General features: G+C 71.0%; 16 protein-coding genes and 1 tRNA gene. 8 read left to right on the top strand and 9 right to left on the bottom strand.

What is annotated here, in order from left to right:
* The 4 genes from ACRYCC_RS32600 to ACRYCC_RS32585 all read right to left on the bottom strand — a co-directional run bounded on the left by ACRYCC_RS32600 (nt 1) and on the right by ACRYCC_RS32585 (nt 5,229).
* Nucleotides 1–765 carry a hypothetical protein gene (locus ACRYCC_RS32600; RefSeq protein ID WP_433817603.1) on the bottom strand — a complete coding sequence of 255 codons (765 nt, stop codon included), beginning with the start codon at nt 763–765 and terminating at the stop codon, nt 1–3.
* 34 nt (nt 766–799) lie between these two features.
* Nucleotides 800–1,438, bottom strand: coding sequence for an RNA polymerase sigma factor (locus ACRYCC_RS32595; protein ID WP_433817602.1), 639 nt, complete (start codon nt 1,436–1,438; stop codon nt 800–802).
* Nucleotides 1,439–1,630: 192 nt separating this feature from the next.
* Nucleotides 1,631–3,832 carry a mannosyltransferase YkcB-related protein gene (locus ACRYCC_RS32590; protein ID WP_433817601.1) on the bottom strand — a complete coding sequence of 734 codons (2,202 nt, stop codon included), beginning with the start codon at nt 3,830–3,832 and terminating at the stop codon, nt 1,631–1,633.
* Nucleotides 3,829–5,229, bottom strand: coding sequence for a bifunctional glycosyltransferase family 2/GtrA family protein (locus tag ACRYCC_RS32585; RefSeq protein ID WP_433817600.1), 1,401 nt, complete (start codon nt 5,227–5,229; stop codon nt 3,829–3,831). Before ACRYCC_RS32585 ends, ACRYCC_RS32590 begins: the two co-directional genes overlap by 4 nt.
* A 144-nt stretch (nt 5,230–5,373) precedes the next feature.
* On the opposite strand from ACRYCC_RS32585, the gene ACRYCC_RS32580 reads away from it, so the two are divergent.
* The 4 genes from ACRYCC_RS32580 (at nt 5,374) to ACRYCC_RS32565 (ending at nt 8,976) form a co-directional block, all read left to right on the top strand.
* A complete protein-coding gene (locus ACRYCC_RS32580; protein ID WP_433817599.1) occupies nt 5,374–6,555 on the top strand; it encodes an efflux RND transporter periplasmic adaptor subunit in 1,182 nt (393 codons plus the stop codon).
* A 26-nt stretch (nt 6,556–6,581) separates the two neighbouring features.
* Nucleotides 6,582–7,292, top strand: coding sequence for an ABC transporter ATP-binding protein (locus ACRYCC_RS32575; protein WP_433817598.1), 711 nt, complete (start codon nt 6,582–6,584; stop codon nt 7,290–7,292).
* A gap of 120 nt (nt 7,293–7,412) precedes the next feature.
* On the top strand, nt 7,413–8,306 hold the full coding sequence (locus ACRYCC_RS32570) for an ABC transporter permease (RefSeq protein WP_433817597.1): 894 nt from the start codon (nt 7,413–7,415) through the stop codon (nt 8,304–8,306).
* A gap of 64 nt (nt 8,307–8,370) precedes the next feature.
* Complete coding sequence (locus tag ACRYCC_RS32565) at nt 8,371–8,976, top strand: single stranded DNA-binding domain-containing protein (protein WP_433817596.1); 606 nt, start codon at nt 8,371–8,373, stop codon at nt 8,974–8,976.
* 133 nt (nt 8,977–9,109) lie between these two features.
* On the opposite strand, the gene ACRYCC_RS32560 is transcribed toward ACRYCC_RS32565, so the two are convergent.
* Both ACRYCC_RS32560 and ACRYCC_RS32555 read right to left on the bottom strand, forming a co-directional pair.
* Nucleotides 9,110–10,546: a sensor histidine kinase gene (locus ACRYCC_RS32560; protein WP_433817595.1), complete on the bottom strand. Its 1,437-nt coding sequence runs from the start codon at nt 10,544–10,546 to the stop codon at nt 9,110–9,112.
* On the bottom strand, nt 10,543–11,271 hold the full coding sequence (locus ACRYCC_RS32555) for a response regulator transcription factor (protein WP_433817594.1): 729 nt from the start codon (nt 11,269–11,271) through the stop codon (nt 10,543–10,545). Before ACRYCC_RS32555 ends, ACRYCC_RS32560 begins: the two co-directional genes overlap by 4 nt.
* 167 nt (nt 11,272–11,438) lie before the next feature.
* Between ACRYCC_RS32555 and ACRYCC_RS32550 the strand changes: the two genes are divergently transcribed.
* The 3 genes from ACRYCC_RS32550 (at nt 11,439) to ACRYCC_RS32540 (ending at nt 13,705) form a co-directional block, all read left to right on the top strand.
* Entirely contained in the window at nt 11,439–11,858 is a 420-nt protein-coding gene (locus ACRYCC_RS32550) for a MarR family winged helix-turn-helix transcriptional regulator (RefSeq protein ID WP_433817593.1), read from the top strand.
* Nucleotides 11,859–12,048: 190 nt separating this feature from the next.
* Complete coding sequence (locus ACRYCC_RS32545) at nt 12,049–13,566, top strand: alpha/beta hydrolase (RefSeq protein WP_433817592.1); 1,518 nt, start codon at nt 12,049–12,051, stop codon at nt 13,564–13,566.
* 66 nt (nt 13,567–13,632) lie between these two features.
* Nucleotides 13,633–13,705 (top strand) — tRNA-Thr (locus tag ACRYCC_RS32540).
* A 64-nt stretch (nt 13,706–13,769) separates the two neighbouring features.
* Here the strand turns inward: ACRYCC_RS32540 and ACRYCC_RS32535 are convergent.
* A complete protein-coding gene (locus ACRYCC_RS32535) occupies nt 13,770–13,907 on the bottom strand; it encodes an integrase (RefSeq protein ID WP_433817591.1) in 138 nt (45 codons plus the stop codon).
* A 152-nt stretch (nt 13,908–14,059) separates the two neighbouring features.
* Nucleotides 14,060–14,581 (bottom strand): tyrosine-type recombinase/integrase, encoded by a 522-nt coding sequence (locus tag ACRYCC_RS32530; RefSeq protein ID WP_433817590.1) that lies wholly within the window; start codon nt 14,579–14,581, stop codon nt 14,060–14,062.
* Here ACRYCC_RS32530 and ACRYCC_RS32525 point away from each other — a divergent pair.
* Complete coding sequence (locus ACRYCC_RS32525) at nt 14,580–15,413, top strand: NsdA family TPR-like regulatory protein (protein ID WP_433817997.1); 834 nt, start codon at nt 14,580–14,582, stop codon at nt 15,411–15,413. The genes ACRYCC_RS32530 and ACRYCC_RS32525 overlap by 2 nt on opposite strands.
* On the opposite strand, the gene ACRYCC_RS32520 is transcribed toward ACRYCC_RS32525, so the two are convergent.
* The gene (locus ACRYCC_RS32520) at nt 15,394–16,053 is read right to left on the bottom strand and encodes an HAD family hydrolase (protein WP_433817589.1); all 660 of its coding nucleotides are present in this window, start codon (nt 16,051–16,053) and stop codon (nt 15,394–15,396) included. The genes ACRYCC_RS32525 and ACRYCC_RS32520 overlap by 20 nt on opposite strands.
* Between the last annotated feature and the right edge of the window lie 172 nt (nt 16,054–16,225).

Below are 16,225 nucleotides of genomic sequence, written 5' to 3'. Positions count from 1 at the left end.
TCAGTGGCCGTCATGGTCGCCCGATCGCTCGGTGGGCCAGGACGGCTGGCCGGTGGGCCAGGACGGCATCTTGGTCGGGAAGCCGGGGGGCAGCGTCGGCCAGCGGTTCTGCTGGCCGCCGCGCAATTGGCGCAGCACCGTCAGGCAGTGTGCGGTGATCTTCTGCTCGCCGCCGGCGGCCTTGACCAGGGCCGCGTAGCGGGGTTCGCCGGCGAGCCGGCGGACGCTGCCCGAGTTGTCGTGGAACCCGATCCTCCGCAGCCGCGAGAGGTAGCTGCTGCACAGCTTGGCCATGTTGGGCGCCGGGGCGGCGGTCTGGGTCGGCTCCGGGGACCCGACCGGGTGCGGAGAGACCAGCGGCGCGATGGGGGCCGCCGGCTTGGAGGTCCGGTGGGCCGATTGCCGGTGCGCGGCCGGATCGGAATCGGTCAGCGGGGCCGGCAGTGCTCCGGCCCCGGCGGCCAGCGCGGCGCCGCCGAAGGCCGTGAGCGCCACGGCGGCGGCCGCCGCCTTCACGGTGAGGAATCGCGCGACCGTGGAGCGGAACCCTGGGCGCACCTGGGACGAGCTGGCGGACCTGCTCGTCTCCCAGAAGGCGGCCAGGGCGGCTGACTCGCCGGCGAGCTCGCCGGCCTGGGCGGGGGCGGCCGCCGCGGCGAGCAGGCCGGCGAGGGCTTCTGAACCGTCCGGAGGCAGGGCTGACCCACCGCGGAGTAGCCGCTCGGCGGTCTCCCGGTCGATCTTCCTGGGACGGTGTTCGCTCATCTCATGTCCTTTAGCGCCGAAGCCGCCGCCGATGTCACTGTGCGGCACCGCTCGGGCCGATGGGAGGGTGTTCGCGCCGGTGTGCGGGACCGGGGCCGTCTTCCTGCAGGTACTGCGCGAGTCGGCGCAGGCCGCGGTAGGCGGCGGTGCGGACCGCGCCCGGCCGCTTGCCGAGGACCTCCGCCGCGCTCTTGGCGTCCAGGCCCACGACGACCCGCAGCAGCACCGCCTCGGCCTGGTCGCGCGGCAGCGTCGAGATCAGCTTGATGGCGGCCTGCGTCGACATCGCCTCCATCGCCGCCCCCGCGGTGTCCTCGGGGCCCGCCCGGTCGGCCAGATCCTCGATCGACATGGCGGGCACCGGCCGCCGCCGCTGCCGCCGCAGATGGTCCATGGCCCGGTTACGGGCAATCGTCGCCGCCCATCCGCGGAAACCGGCGTCGTCGCCGTGGAACGATCCCAGATCGCGTGCGATCTGCAGCCATGCGTCCGAGGCGACGTCCTCCGCGTCCTCTCCCACCAGCGCCTGGAGGTATCGCAGCAGCCGTGGCTGAACCGCCCGGTACAGGGTTCGGAAGCACTCCTCGTCGCCTTTCTGGGCCTGGCGTATCGCATGAGTGATGTCGTCCGGCCCGTCGACCGACGGGGAGTGGAGCTCGGTCAAGGTCGCCATTCGCAAGGTGTGCGGGTGGTTCAGGATGCTGCCGCTGTGCACTGGGAACCCACAGCTGGATAAGCGCCAAACGGGTTTATCGCGTCACACCGTACAAATATGACCTGCCTCACACAACTGCGGAGCCCACCGTCACACACGCGGAGGGCGGATCCACCCGCTCGTGGATCCGCCCTCCGCTGGCCGGGCCGGTCAGGTGCCGCAGCGGTAAAGCCGCTGGCCGGCGCTCGTGTCACCGCCCGTTCCGCCGGCCGTGGCACTGCTCGTCCCGCCGTACGCACCGGCCTCGACCACGGTGCAGTTCTGCTGGACCCAGGAGGTGATCTGGGTGCTCGCGCCCCGGTCGCCGCCTCGGTCGTCGCCGCCGAGGAGGAGGTAGCGCAGCCTGCCCGCCGTGACGTACCCCTGGAGCTTCGCCACGGTCATCGCCGGGTCGCCGCCGGTGAAGCCGCCCATGGCGATCACCGGTTTGCCGGTCTGCAGGATGATCGACGAGGCGGACTGGGCGCTGCCCACGGCGACCAGCCACCGGGCTCCCCCCTGGTTCTTCACCAGATAGCCGACCAGCTTGGAGTCGGCGCCCCCGCCCATCCCGCCGCCGATCGGGCCGGTCATGCGCTGACCCCGGGCGGCCGTACCGAGACCGGGCGCGCCGGCGGGTGGCCGGCCGCCGTTCAGCCACGGTGGCGGGCCACTGGTCATCCCTCCCGGCATACCGCCCCCGCCGCCCGGCCGGCCCGGCATCCCCATGCCACCAGGCATCCCCATGCCACCAGGCCCGCCCATGCCACCGGGGCCGCCCATGGCACCGGACGACGGCCCGGCCGTGGGGTTGGTGCCGTTGGCCCGGGCCGCCGCCGCCGACGCGGCGTACGCGGCGGGCCCGGCCAGCCCGCCGACCAGGCCGGCGACCACCGCTCCGGTCAGCAGCCGGGAGATCAGGCGAGGGCCCGCGCGCCGGACCAGCCGCGCGCCCACCAGACCGGCCACGGCGAGCGCGGTCGCCGCGGCGACCACCCACGCCAGCCACGGATTCCAGTCCGGGGTACGACGCAGCAGTGTGTACGACCAGGCGCCGGTCAGGGCCAGCGCGAAGGCCACCATCAGCGCCCAGGCGGTGCCACGCCGCCCCTGGACCGCCTGGAACATCAGCACGCCGCCCAGGCCGGTGAGCGCTCCGATGGCCGGTGCCAGCGCGGTCGTGTAGTAGGGGTGGAAGGTGCCCTCGGCGAAGCTGAACACCACGAAGTGCAGGGCCAGCCAGCCGCCCCACAGCAGCAGGGCCGCCCGGGGGAGGTCGGTGCGGGGCCGGCGGCCACGGAGCACCACCCCGGCCACCAGGGCGATCGCCGCGAAGGGGATCAGCCAGGAGATCTGACCGCCCACGATGTCGTTGAACAACCGGCCGGCCCCGGCCGCACCGCCGAAGCTCGCGCCGTTGCCCCGGCCGGGGCCGCCGCCGCTGCCGCCGAAGACGCGGCCGAGCCCGTTGTAGCCGATGACCAGGTCCCAGACGGTGCCGTCGGTGCTGCCTCCGATGTACGGCTTGTCGCTCGCCGGCAGCAGATCGACGATGACCATCCACCAGGCGCTGGAGACGGCCAGCACGGCCCCGGCCGCGAGCAGCCGGCCGACACGGCGCACCCACGTTCCCGGCGCGCAGATCAGGTAGACCAGCGCGAAGCCGGGCAGCACCACGAAGCCCTGGAGCATCTTGGTGTTGAAAGCACAGCCGACGAAGAACGCGCAGAGCAGCAGCGGCCGGAGCCGCCCGGTCTCGATGGCGCGCTGGAGGGCCCAGGCGGCGAGCACCAGCAGTAGGACCAGCACCGTGTCGGGGTTGTTGTCCCGGTTGATCGCGACGGTGATGGGGGTCAGCGCCAGCACCAGCGCGGCGAGCAGCCCGGCCGCGTACGGGGCGGCGCCCCCCGGCCCACCGTCGCCCCCCGCGTCCCCGGCCCGTCCGGCGAGGGCGCGGCGCACCGTGGTGTAGAGCACGCCCGCCGAGGCGACCCCGGCGGCGGCCTGCGGCAGCAGCAGGCTCCAGGAGGAGAACCCGAAGATCCTGGCCGACAGGGCCATCACCCACAGGGCCATCGGCGGCTTGTCCACGGTGATGTACGAACCGGCGTCCAGCGAGCCGAAGAAGAACGCCTTCCAGCTCCTGGTCCCGGACAGCACCGCGGCGGAGTAGTACGAGTTGGCGGTGCCGTTGGCCGACAGCGACCAGGTGTAGAGCAGGGCGGTGAGGACGAGCACCGCCCAGAGTGCGGGGCGGGCCCAGCGTGGCTCGTCCGGGCGGCCGAGCAGGGCCCGGCGGACCCGTCCGGTGCGGCGTCCCCCTGCCGGGTCGGCACGCGTGCCGGTGTCCGGGGGTGCGAGATGCGTGGTCACTGGCTTGGCTCCTGAGCGGTGTCGGGTGAGGTGGACGTGGGTGAGATGGACGTGGTTGAGATGGACGTGGGCGAGGTGGCTCCGGCCCTGCCGAGACGGCGCGGGTGGAAGACCCAGGCGCGCAGCAGCAGGAACCGGACGAGGGTGGCGACCGCGTTGGCGATGACCAGCGCGGCCACTTCGATGCCGCGCCCGGCATGCGGGTCGAGCAGGTGCAGCAGCGCCAGCCCGCCGCTGCTGAGGGCCAGCCCGAGCAGGAAGGTCAGACCGCCCTCCAACTGCTGCCGGAAGGCGTTGGCCGGGCCCGTCACCCCGAAGGTGAACCGCCGGTTGGCGGCGGTGTTGGCCACCGTCGTGATCAGCAGCGACAGCGCGTTGGCCGCCAGCGGGGGCAGCACCGCGCGCAGGGTCACGTACAGCAGGAGCTGCGCGACCGTGCTGATGACGCCGATCACCGCGAAGCTCGGCAGCTGCCTGGCCATGCCGCTGGGCAGCTCGGCCGGGCCGCCGGCGCGGTTCCGTCCGCCGACCGGCGCCTGGAAGGCCCCGCTCAGCATGCGGCGGCCGACGCGGACCATGCCGCGCAGGTCGTCGCGGGCGGTCTGCAGGACGTCGACCCGGCTGTCGGGGTCGTCCACCCAGTCCACCGGGACCTCGTGGATGCGCAGCCCGTTGCGCTCGGCCAGCAGCAGCAGCTCGGTGTCGAAGAACCACTCCTCGTCCTCGACGGTGGGCAGCAGAGCCTGCACGATCTCCGTACGGGCGGCCTTGAACCCGCACTGGGCGTCGGAGAACCGGGCCGCCAGGGTCGTGTGCAGCAGCAGGTTGTAGGCGCGGGAGATGAACTCCCGCCTGGGGCCGCGCACGACGGCCGAACCACGGGACAGCCGGGTGCCGATCGCCAGGTCGCTGTGGCCGGAGATCAGCGGTGCGACCAGCGGCAGGAAGGCGTCCAGGTCCGTCGAGAGGTCGACGTCCATGTAGCCGACCACGTCGGCGTCGCTGGTGCTCCACACGTGCCGGAGCGCCCGGCCCCGGCCCTTGCGGTCCAGATGGACGGCCCGGACGTGCGGGAGCCGCTGGGCCAGCCCGTGGGCGACCTGCCAGGTGCCGTCCGTGCTGGCGTTGTCGGCGATCGTGATGCGAAAGGAATAGGGGAAGTTCCTGGTCAGATAGGTGTCGAGCCGGTGCACGCTCGCGGCGAGGACCCGCTCCTCGTTGTACACCGGCACCACGACCTCGACCAGGCGATCGCGGCGGCCACCGGAAGGGTCCGGCGAGCCGCCACCGTGCGGACCGGCCACCCGCAGGCGGTCGCGTCCCCCCTCGCCGGGCCTGGTGCCGGGCCTGGTCCCGCTTGTCCCGCTGGTCTCCGGGAACCGGATGAGTTCGGTCATGGCGACCACGGTCGGCGCGGGTCGTGGGAACGCTGTGATGCCGGAATGAGAGCCCGATGAGAATCGGGCCGGGGCAGGCCGGTCTCATTCGATTCTCATCCGCGGATCAGATTCAGCCCACTCGCGGGTAAGAGCCTCTGGCGCATGAAACCCCTCTTCGAACGCCGGGCCTTCCTGGTCAACGGCGCGCTGGGCGTGCTGCTGGCCGGGGGGATCGGCTTCGCCTACGTCTCGCTCACCGACCAGGGAGCGAACGCGGGCGCCACCACCCGTACCTCTCAGGTGACCCGCGGCACGGTGCGGTCCTCGGTGTCCGCGTCCGGTTCCGTTGAGAGTGCGGTGACCCGTTCGCTGAGCTTCGGTACGTCCGGCACCGTCACCAAGATCTATGTGAAGGTCGGGCAGAAGGTCGCCAAGGGCAAGGTGCTCGCCCGGCTCGACCAGACCGCCGCGATGGAGAGCGTCAACGCCGCGAAGGCCGCCCTGGCGGTGGCCGCGGACGGGGACACCTCGACGGCGCAGGGCTACTCCGGTTACGTCTCCGCGAAGAACTCCTACAACAACGCCGTACGCCAGCTCGCCGGGACGGTGCTCACCGCGCCGATCGCGGGCACGGTCACCGCGCTCAACGGCTCGGTGGGCGGGAGCTCGAGCGGTTCCGCCTCGTCCTCGGCGTCCTCGGGATCGTCCGGATCGGCTGGATCGTCCGGCTCGGGCTCGTCGGGCACCGGCGGCTCCTCGTCCGGGTCGGGCTCCACCTCGTCGGCCTCCAGCGGCTTCCTCGAGCTGTCGGACACCGCCAGGCTCAAGGTCACCGGGCAGTTCACCGAGGCCGACACCACCAAGCTCAAGACCGGGCAGCCGGCGACCGTCACCTTCGACGCCCTCACCGACGTGACGGCCACCGGCAAGGTCGGCGCGATCGACGTCTCCCCGACCACTTCCGGCAACGTCGTGCAGTACGGCGTGACCATCACGCTGACGAGCCGCCCGTCCTCGGTGCGGATCGGCCAGACCGCAACCGTCGTGATCAGTACGGGCTCGAAGTCCGGCGTCCTCTACGTGCCCTCGGCGGCCGTACGGACGGCCGGCGGCCAGAGCACCGTGACCGTCCTGACGAACGGTGAGCAGGTCACCCGGACCGTGCGGATCGGGATGAAGGGCGACACCGGCACGGAGATCACGTCCGGGCTGGCCGAGGGCGAGCAGGTCGTCATCACCACCGGCACCGGGGGCACGGCCACGACCTCCGGGGGCGGACTCCCCGGCGGCGGTGGCGGTGTGCCCGGCGGTGGCGGCGGCGTGCCGGGTGGGGGACGGCCGTGAGCGCCCCCGTACTGGACGTGCGGGCCGTGACCAAGGTGTACGGGGCGGGTGACACGGCCGTGCACGCCCTGCGCGGGATCACGATGCAGGTCGACCGCGGTGACCATGTGGCGATCATGGGGGCGTCGGGGTCGGGGAAGTCGACGTTGATGAACATTCTGGGTTGTTTGGATGTGCCGAGTGGGGGGCGTTATCTGCTGGATGGTGTGGATGTGGGGGTGTTGGAGGAGCGGCGGTTGTCGGTCTTGCGTAATCGGAAGATCGGGTTTGTTTTTCAGTCGTTCAATTTGATTCCGCGGATGACGGCGTTGGCGAATGTGGAGTTGCCGTTGGCGTACGGGGGTGTGAGGGGGGCGGTGCGGCGGCGTCGGGCGTTGGCGGCGTTGGATCGGGTGGGTCTGGCGGATCGGGTGGGTCATGAGCCGAGTGAGTTGTCGGGTGGTCAGCAGCAGCGGGTGGCGGTGGCGCGGGCGTTGGTGACGGCGCCGGCGTTGTTGCTGGCCGACGAGCCGACCGGCAACCTCGACACGACGTCGACTCAGGAGGTGCTGGGGATCCTCGACCGGCTCAACGTCAGTGGCCGGACGATCGTGCTGATCACGCACGAGGATGAGGTCGCGGCCCATGCCAAGCGGGTGATCCGGCTGGTCGACGGCGAGATCGTCGAAGATCGCCGGCAGGCTCCCGTGGACGGGCCGCCGCCCAGGTCCGCCCCCACGCCCGAGCGGGCCCGATGAGCCCCGTGGAGATCGTGAGGTTCGCGCTGCGCGGCCTCACCGCGAACAAGCTGCGCAGTCGCCTCGCCCGCCGCCGCGCCCTCGGTGAAGAGCGCCTCCCCGGTGGTCACCGCCTCGTCGGTGACCACCACGTACTCCGGTACCAGCCATGCCATCGGCCAGTTCATCGGCACGTACGCCTCGTACTTCGAGGCCTCCGACAGGCTCGTCGCCACGGGAACGGCCTTCACCCAGGACGACGTCGCCAGTGGACGCAAGGTCGTGGTCATCGGCAGCACGGTCGCCACGGAGCTGTTCGGCACCGTGACTCCGGTCGGCAGGCAGGTCAACGTCGGTGGGGTCCTGTTCACCGTCTCCGGAGTGCTCAAGGAGTCGGGCGCGTCCTCCTCGGGCTTCCAGGACGCCGACGACGTGGCGATCGCGCCGCTGTCGGCGGTGCGGCAGAGCATCACCGGCTATGGCGGGCTCGACCAGATCCTGGTCTCCGCCACCGGCTCCACCACGGTCGACGCGGCGCAGTCGGAGGTGACCGCGATCCTCGACCAGCGGCACGGCATCAGCGGCTCGGCGGCTGCGGACTTCCAGATCCTCAATTCGGCGAGCCTGCAGTCGACGGTGGCCGACTCCAGCCGGACGTTCACGGTCCTGCTGGGCGCGGTGGCGGCGATCAGCCTGCTGGTGGGCGGGATCGGGATCACCAACATCATGCTGGTGACCGTCACCGAGCGGACCCGGGAGATAGGCATCCGCAAGGCCATCGGCGCACCCAAGGGCGCGATCCTCGGCCAGTTCATCGCCGAGGCCACCGTGCTCAGCCTCGTCGGCGGCGTCCTCGGCGTCGCCATCGGGCTGGCCGGCGGGCTCTTCCGGATCGCCGGCATCCAACCGGTGATCGTCCCGTCCTCGGTCGCCCTCGCCCTCGGGGTCTCAGTGGCGATCGGGCTGTTCTTCGGCGGCTACCCCGCCGGCCGCGCCGCCAGGCTGCGCCCGATCGAAGCACTGCGGCATCAGTGAGCGCCGGCGCCAGTACGCACAGCGGCAGTACGCAGCGGCAGTACGCACAGCAAGGAGGGACAGAGTGAAGAACATCCGGCGGCGCAAGCCGGTCCCCGTGAACCTGCCGGGGAGCGAGGACGAGGCGGAGGGTGCGGACCTGCTCGCCACGTCACCGTTCGACGGTGACCTGGAGGCCGATCTGGCGGCGAGACCGCCCCGGGCGATGGCGCCGGGCCCGGCCGTGTACCTGGGCGCCGCGATCCTGGCCGTGATCGGCTTCACCGGGGGCATCCAGGCCGACCGGCTCTGGGGCGGTGACCCCGCGGTACCGCCCGGCGTCTCGGCCGCCGGAGGGGCCGGTGCCCGTACCGGGACCGGCGGCCCGCAGAACGGTGCCGGCACCGCCGGTGACCTCACGGTCGGCACCGTACAGAGGATCGACGGAAAGACGATCTATCTGCGGACCACGGACGGGAGGACCGTCAAGGTCGCCACCGACGGGTCCACCAAGGTCAAGGTCTCCCGGAGCGGTTCGGCCAAGGACCTCGCCTCCGGCTCCGCCGTCACCGTCCAGGGATCCACCGGTGAGAACGGCACGATCACCGCCACCACCGTCAGCGAAGGCGGCGGCTCGCCGCGCACTGGCCCGCAGACCGGTGGCACCCCGGGCGGAGGCCCGCCCGGCTGACGCCGGCCGGTTGGACGTGACGCCCTGGCCGGGCAGGTGCTCCCTCCGGCCGGGGCGTCGCCGGTCGCGCGTCCCGGGCCGGTTCCGGCGGGCCTTTCAGGGCCCGGGTCGCCGGCCGCGCGGAGCTGTGCGGCTACTCGGAGCTGCCCGGGAGGGTCAGCGAGGCGACGGTGCCACCGCCGGGGGCCGGTGCGAGCCGTACCGTGCCGCCGGACTCACCGGCGACCCGGTGCACGATCGACAGGCCCAGCCCCGAGCCGGGCAGGCTGCGGGCCGAGGGGGAGCGCCAGAAACGCTCGAAGACGTGGGGCAGTTCCTCGTCCGGTATGCCCGGTCCGTGGTCTCGCACGGTGAGCTCGCCCTTGTGCAGGCGTACGTCCACGGCGCCGCCCGGCGGGCTGAACTTCACGGCGTTGTCGAGCAGGTTGACCACCGCGCGCTCCAGCGAGCCCGGGTCGCCGTGCACGTACCACGGCTCGACGGAGGCCTCCAGCCGCAGGCCGTGGCCCAGGCCGCGCAGCCGGGCCCGTTCCACCGCCTGGCCGACCACGTCGTGCAGCGGGACGATCTGCTTGGGCCGCTGTGTCTCGTCCTGCCGCGCCAGCTCCAGCAGGTCGCCCACCAGGCTGGACAGCTCCAGCATCTGGGCCTTGACGCTGACCAGCAGCTTGGCCCGGGTCTCGGGTGGCAGGGCCCGGCCGGTCGACTCGCTGCGCATCAGCAGGTCGATGTTGGTGCGCATGCTGGTGAGCGGCGTGCGCAGCTCGTGGCCGGCGTCGGCGATCAGACGTTGCTGGTGGTCCCGGGAGCTGACCAGCGCCGTGGTCATGGTGTTGAACGACCGGCTGAGCCGGGCGATCTCGTCGGTGCCCTCGATCGGGATGGCGGTGTCCAGGTCCTCGGTGCGGGCGATGTGCTCCACCACGTCGGTCAGCCGGTCCACCGGCTTCAGGGAGGCGCGAGCGATCATGAGACCGGCCAGCGCGGAGAGCAGGACGCCCAGGGCGGACACCGAGATGAGCATGAGCGCCAGCGTGCCCAGCGGCCCCTCGACCTGGTTGACGGGGAGCGCGAAGGAGACTGCCACCCCGGATCCGCGGAGCCGCCGGGTCATGATGCGCACCGGGACCCGATCCCCGCTGTCGGGGGCGAGGCCGGCGCCGTCGTGCACGGCTTCGTCGCGCCGGCCGGCGGCGACCTCGCGATCCTCCTCGGTCACCTCCAGCGCACCGCCGCCGGGGATGGTGCAGGGCGTCCCGTCGGCCTTCAGCACCTGCGTGAACGTGTAGCCCGGCGGTGGCCCGAACGTGGCAGGGGCGCTGGTGGGCTTGGCGGTGCAGTTCCGTACCGCCTCCGCCACTTGCATGGACATCGGGTCGTGGTCCGGCCTGAAGTCGCCGGGCGGCCTGTTCACCCGGTCACTGGTGGCGCGCAGGCGGTGGTCGAGTTCGTTGTAGAGCTCGCTCCGTACCAGGAACCAGCTGACGGTGGCGCAGGCGGCGACCGCCACGGCCACGGCCAGCGCGACCAGCAGGGCCAGCCGGGCACGCAGCGTCAGCCGCCTGGTCACGACGCCGCCGCCGAGCGGAGCACGTAGCCCACGCCGCGTACGGTGTGGATCAGCCGGGGCAGCCCGTCGATCTCGGTCTTCCTCCGCAGGTACATCACGTACACGTCGAGGGAGTTGGAGGCCGGCTCGAAGTCGAACCCCCACACCGTCTCCAGGATCTGCTCACGGGTCAGCACCTGGCGGGGGTGCAGCAGGAACATCTCCAGCAGCATGTACTCGGTCCGGGTGAGCTCCAGCGGCCTGGACTCCCGGGACACCTCACGGGTACGGACGTTCATGGTCAGGCCGTCGAAGGCGTACTCCTCCGGATCGCCCGAGGCCGGGGCCGACGTACGCGTGCTGCGCCGCAACAGCGCCCGGATGCGCGCCAGCAGCTCGTCCAGCTCGAAGGGCTTGACCAGATAGTCGTCGGCCCCCGCGTCCAGACCGGTGACCCGGTCGCCCACCATGTCGCGGGCGGTCAGCATCAGCACCGGCAGCATGGACCCGCCGGTGCGCAGCCGGCGGCAGGTCGTCAGGCCGTCCATCCGGGGCATCAGCACGTCCAGCACGACCAGGTCGGGCTCGGCCTCCGCCACCCGCTCGAGCGCCTCGACCCCGTCCGAGGCCTCGACGACCTCGTACCCCTCGAAGGTGAGGCTGCTCGTCAGGGACTCCCGGACCGCGGGCTCGTCGTCCACGACCAGGATGCGGGCGCGCCGATCCGGCGGGTCATGAGCGTCCATGCGTCCACGCTAACCACGTCCGGCCCGTCATGCCTGCTCGGACGGCCCTGTTCAGCCTGTTCTCAGGCACTTCTCATCCGGGCCTGACGTCCGTCTCATCCCCAGGCCGGGCCGGCGTTCGCCTCGTGACGGCCTCTCGTTCGCCGGGCTGTGAGAGCGTGGATCCTGTGAGCGAGTTTCAGGGCGGATCGCTGAGCTTCCTGGTCCGGCAGGCCTGGTTGAGCATGCGGTCGGCGATCGAGGCGGAGCTGAGGGTGCACGGGCTCTCCGTGGCGCAGTACGCGACGTTGATCATCGTCGAGGACCACCCGGGCTGCTCCAACGCCGATGTCGGGCGAGCCGTCTCCAGCTCGCGGCAGTCCGCCAACGAGCTCCTCGTGGGGCTGGAGCGGGACGGCCTGATCATGCGCGGTCCGCACCCCCGCGACCGGCGCACCCAGCAGCTCAGCCTCACCGAGCTGGGCCGCCGCCGGCTGGAGGAGGCCCGGCCCGCGGTCACCCGTCGTGAGGACGAGCTCGAAGCGGCCTTCACCGACGATCAACGCGAGGTCGTCCGGGAGTGGCTCGCCCGGATGGCCAGGGTGTGAGCCCGGCACCCCGTCACGCGCCGCCTCCGCCGCCAGAACAGAAAGATGTCATCTTCTGTCCTATTCTGTAATGGAATGCCTACCCGTAGTGCTGGCCCTTCGCCGACGAGCGTACGAATATGGGGACGCACACAGGGAATGTCCCTCGAAGTGCGCGCCGCGCATGCGGGTATGACGAGACGGGGTCAGGGTGAGGGCACTTCCTACGGTGGCCATGATCGCCGCCGCCGCGCTGGCTGCGACCGCCTGCACGGGCGGGCAGGAGCCGGGCGGTTCGGCCAAGGCGTCAGAGCGGGGACCGGCGGGCCTGGAGCAGTTCTACGGGCAGCATCCGACCTGGACCGACTGTAAGGACGGCTTCCAGTGCGCGGACGTACGCGTGCCGCTCGACTACGCCAAACCCACGACCGGTGAGCTGAAGCTCAAGGTCATCCGGCTACCCGCACGCAAACGCGCCGAGCGGATCGGCTCCCTGGTCACCAACCCGGGCGGTCCCGGCGGCTCCGGCGTCGAGTTCGTCCGCAACGCCGCCCGGGCCTTCGGCACCTCGCTCCGCGACCGCTTCGACCTCGTGGGCTTCGACCCGCGCGGGGTCGGGCAGAGCGACCCGGTGCGCTGCCTGAGCCCCAAGGAACTCGACCAGTACTTCGCCACCGACACCTCGCCCGACGACCAGGCCGAGGTGAACCAGATCGCCGCGGTCAGCAGGAAGTTCGCCAACGGCTGCCAGACCGACTCCGGCCGCCTGCTGCCGCACGTGGGCACCGTCGACGCCGCGCGGGACATCGACATCCTGCGCGCGGTGCTCGGCGACCAGAAGCTGACCTACTACGGAGCCTCGTACGGCACCTACCTCGGTGCCTTCTACGCCGAGCAGTTCCCCAGGAACATCCGGGCCATGGTGCTCGACGGCGCGGTGGACCCCAAGCTGACCGCCGAACAGGTCAACATCGAGCAGGCCAAGGGCTTCGAGCGTGCCCTACGCGCCTTCGCCGCCGACTGCGTGAAGAAGCCGAACTGCCCGCTGGGCACCGGCTCCGTGGACGACGCACTGGCCCAGGTGTCGGCCCTGCTGGCCCGGGCGGACAGGACCCCGCTGCGCAACGGCACCGGCGACGGCCGCACCATCAACGAGGCGATCGTCGCGCTCGGTATCGCCCAGCCGCTCTACGTGAAGCAGCTGTGGCCGTTCCTGCGGCTGGCCCTCACCCAAGCGATCAAGAACGGCGACGGCACCAGCCTGCTGGCCAGTGCCGACGAGCAGGTGGAGCGCAAGCCCGACGGCACCTACACCAACCTGATGGAGGCCAACAACGCCGTCAACTGCATCGACAAGCCCTTCGCCCACGACGTCGCCTCCTTCCAGCGGCAGGCCGACGAGGCCAAGAAGGTCGCACCGCGCTTCGGCCCCTTCATCGTTTGGAGCACCCTGACCTGCGGATACTGGCCGGTCCGGACCACCGAGCAACCCCGCCCGCTGGCCGCGACCGGTGCCCCGCCCATCGTCGTGGTCGGTACGACCCGTGACCCCGCCACACCCTACGAATGGGCCAAGGGGCTGGCGTCGGAGCTCAGCTCCGGAGTCCTGCTCAGCTTCGACGCCGACGGCCACACCGCCTACCTGCAGGGCAATCCCTGCATCAGCAGCGCGGTCGAGACCTACCTGACGGCCGGCAAACCACCCGAGAAGAACACCCTCTGCCGGTGACCACCGGGCGTGAGCGGAGAGGTGCCCGGACCCGGTAGACTTCATGCCGCTGTCCCCGGACGGCTGGCCGCCTTAGCTCAGTCGGCAGAGCGATTCACTCGTAATGAATAGGTCATCGGTTCGATTCCGATAGGCGGCTCCCAGCTCAAAGGCCCCTTGCGATCTTCGCAAGGGGCCTTTTGCTAACGGGCTTGCTAACAGGGCTACGCGGACTCCGCCATGACCCGCGCGAAGACCTCGGCGGCCGCTACCTCAGCGGACCGGATCACATGGGCATAGACCCGGAGCGTGATCGCCGGGTCCGCATGGCCGAGCCTCGCGGCGACGACATGGACGGGCACTCCCGCCAGCAGGAGCGTGGTCGCGTGGATATGGCGTAGATCATGGACGCGGGCGTGGGGAGCGGCTCTGCAGGCTCTTCCTCGGCTGCGTTGCGGGCCCGGATGGTCTTCGTCATCAGCCAGCCGACCGAGTCCGGGTGGATCGGATCACCTCAGCCGGTTGCGAACACGTATCCGTCCTTGGCACCGTGCCACTCTTCCCCGGCCAAGAGCTGATCGGCCGCTCGGGCCTTGCGGTGTGCCTTGAGGATGATCACGGTCTCCTCGTCAATGGTCACGACCCGGGACCGGCCGCTCTTGGTCGTTCCTTCGATTCGCTCACCGCCGATCACCCCTGTCGACCCGGTGATGGTGATCCGGAGTCCGTCGAGGTCGAGGTTCGACCAGCGGAGGTTGAGCAGCTCCCCGCGCCGGGCCCCGGTGTAGGCGGCCAGGTGGGAGAAGGCCGACAGAAACGTCCGTAGTTGTGCCGGAGTCCAGACGCTCCCTGGCTCGCGGAGCTGTCCCTTGGGTCGTTTGGCCCGGTCAACCGGGTTGTTCGGGATCAGCTCGTCGACCAGGACGGCATCCCCGAAGGCTTTGCGGAGAATGGCATGGTACGCAGCACGGTGGACGAGGGGCTTACCGTCCGTCCCACCAGTCTTGAGGAGGTCACGGTAGAGCTTGGTGATCATGGCCGGGCGGACGGCCTGGAGGCGCCTCGGCACCCATCTGCTCTCGGAGACCAACGGCGTCGCCCGCCGCATCCTCGCCGCCGCACTTGCCGAGTCGCTGCTGTTGGCCGGGCGTATCGAGTTCTTCGACCTGCGCCAGCCCGACGACGCGGATGCCACCTATGTCCGGGCGTTGCAGGCAGCGGGGGAAGCCGACGACTCACCGCTTGGCGCGGCGATCCTCGCACACGCCGCGTTCATCCCCGGCTGGGCCGGACGACGCGAAGAGGCTGCCGAGCGGATGCGAGCCGCCCGCACCTACGCCCGCCGTGGGCCGGCGGCCGCAGAATTCCTCGCCTGGCTGGACGCGGTCGAGGCCGAATGCGAAACCCGGTGCGGTCACACTCGCGAGGCGCTGCGCCTGATCGGCCACGGGGAAGACGTGCTCGCGGAAGGCAGCGAGCACAGCTCACCGGAATGGTTCGACTGGTTCACCCCGGTCCGTCTCGCCGCGTTCAAGGGCAACACCCAGCTTGAGGCCGGCCACCTGGTCCAGGCCCGCGAGACCCTCACCGGTGTCCTTGAGGCGTTGCGCGAAGGCGACGGGAAACAACGGGCCGTCGTCCTGGCTGATCTCGCCGCCGTCGAAACCGCAGCCGCCAACCCGGAAGAGGCGTGTGCCTACGCCGAGCAGGCGCTAGACCAGCTCGAACTCACCTGGTACGCCACCGGCATGGAACGCGTGACCGGCGTACGGCGCTCCCTGCAACCCTTCGCCGACCGCGACTGTGTACGCCGCCTCGATGACCGCCTGTACGGGTGGAGCACCACGCTCAACGCGTTGCAGCGTTGAACTCCGCGACCCGCCCCGGCAACTCCGCCAACGAGTCGATGCGCATCGTCGGCACCCGATCAGCCTCAGGGTCATCACGCTGGATAATGCCCCACGGACCACGCCGGATCAGAGCGGTCTCAAGCCCGACCTCGGCCGCCGGCCGGACATCGTTATCGAGCCGATCCCCGACATACAGAATCTCCCCCGCGCTGTACGGAGTCGCGTCAACCACACAGGAGAAGAACCCCGGATCCGGCTTGGACACCCCCCAGTCATCCGACGTCGCGATCATGTCCGAGGGGAGATCCAAGCCCCGCAGGAGCCCGCCCGCACGCACGGTCTGGTTGCCCGCAATGCCCACCCACAGCCCATCGGCACGCAGCTTGCCCAGCGCGGTACGCACATCCGGGTACAAGTCGGCTTCGCCGAACCACTCCGGCTTGCCGGCCGCAGCCCGCTTCTCCCGTTCCTGCGTCAGATCGAACCCCGGCCGGAAAACCTGGAACGTCTCCCGGTAGTCCAAGCCCTTCGCGATCACAGCGCCGAACACCGAAGCGAACGTGTGCCGGGGAACACCCAGCCAATCAGCCCAGGTCCCGTACTCCCGGGTCTCATCCACCAGACACTCACCGACATCGAACACCACAGCCCTGATCATGCGAAAAGCCTACGACCCCGACCGTCAAGCATCAGATGGGACTGACCCCGGGAGTGTCATAAAGATCGTGTGTGTGGGGCGGTGATCCGGAAGGCTGGAGCGGATGCTCTGGCTGGGAAGGATCACCAGTGAACGACGACGAGATCACGGGCGGGTTGGATGTGCAGCTCGC

Origin of the sequence: Actinomadura scrupuli, assembly GCF_050971785.1 — a bacterium.
Classification (GTDB): Bacteria; Actinomycetota; Actinomycetes; order Streptosporangiales; family Streptosporangiaceae; genus Actinomadura_E; species Actinomadura_E scrupuli.
This window is presented reverse-complemented; position numbering and strand designations above follow the sequence as displayed.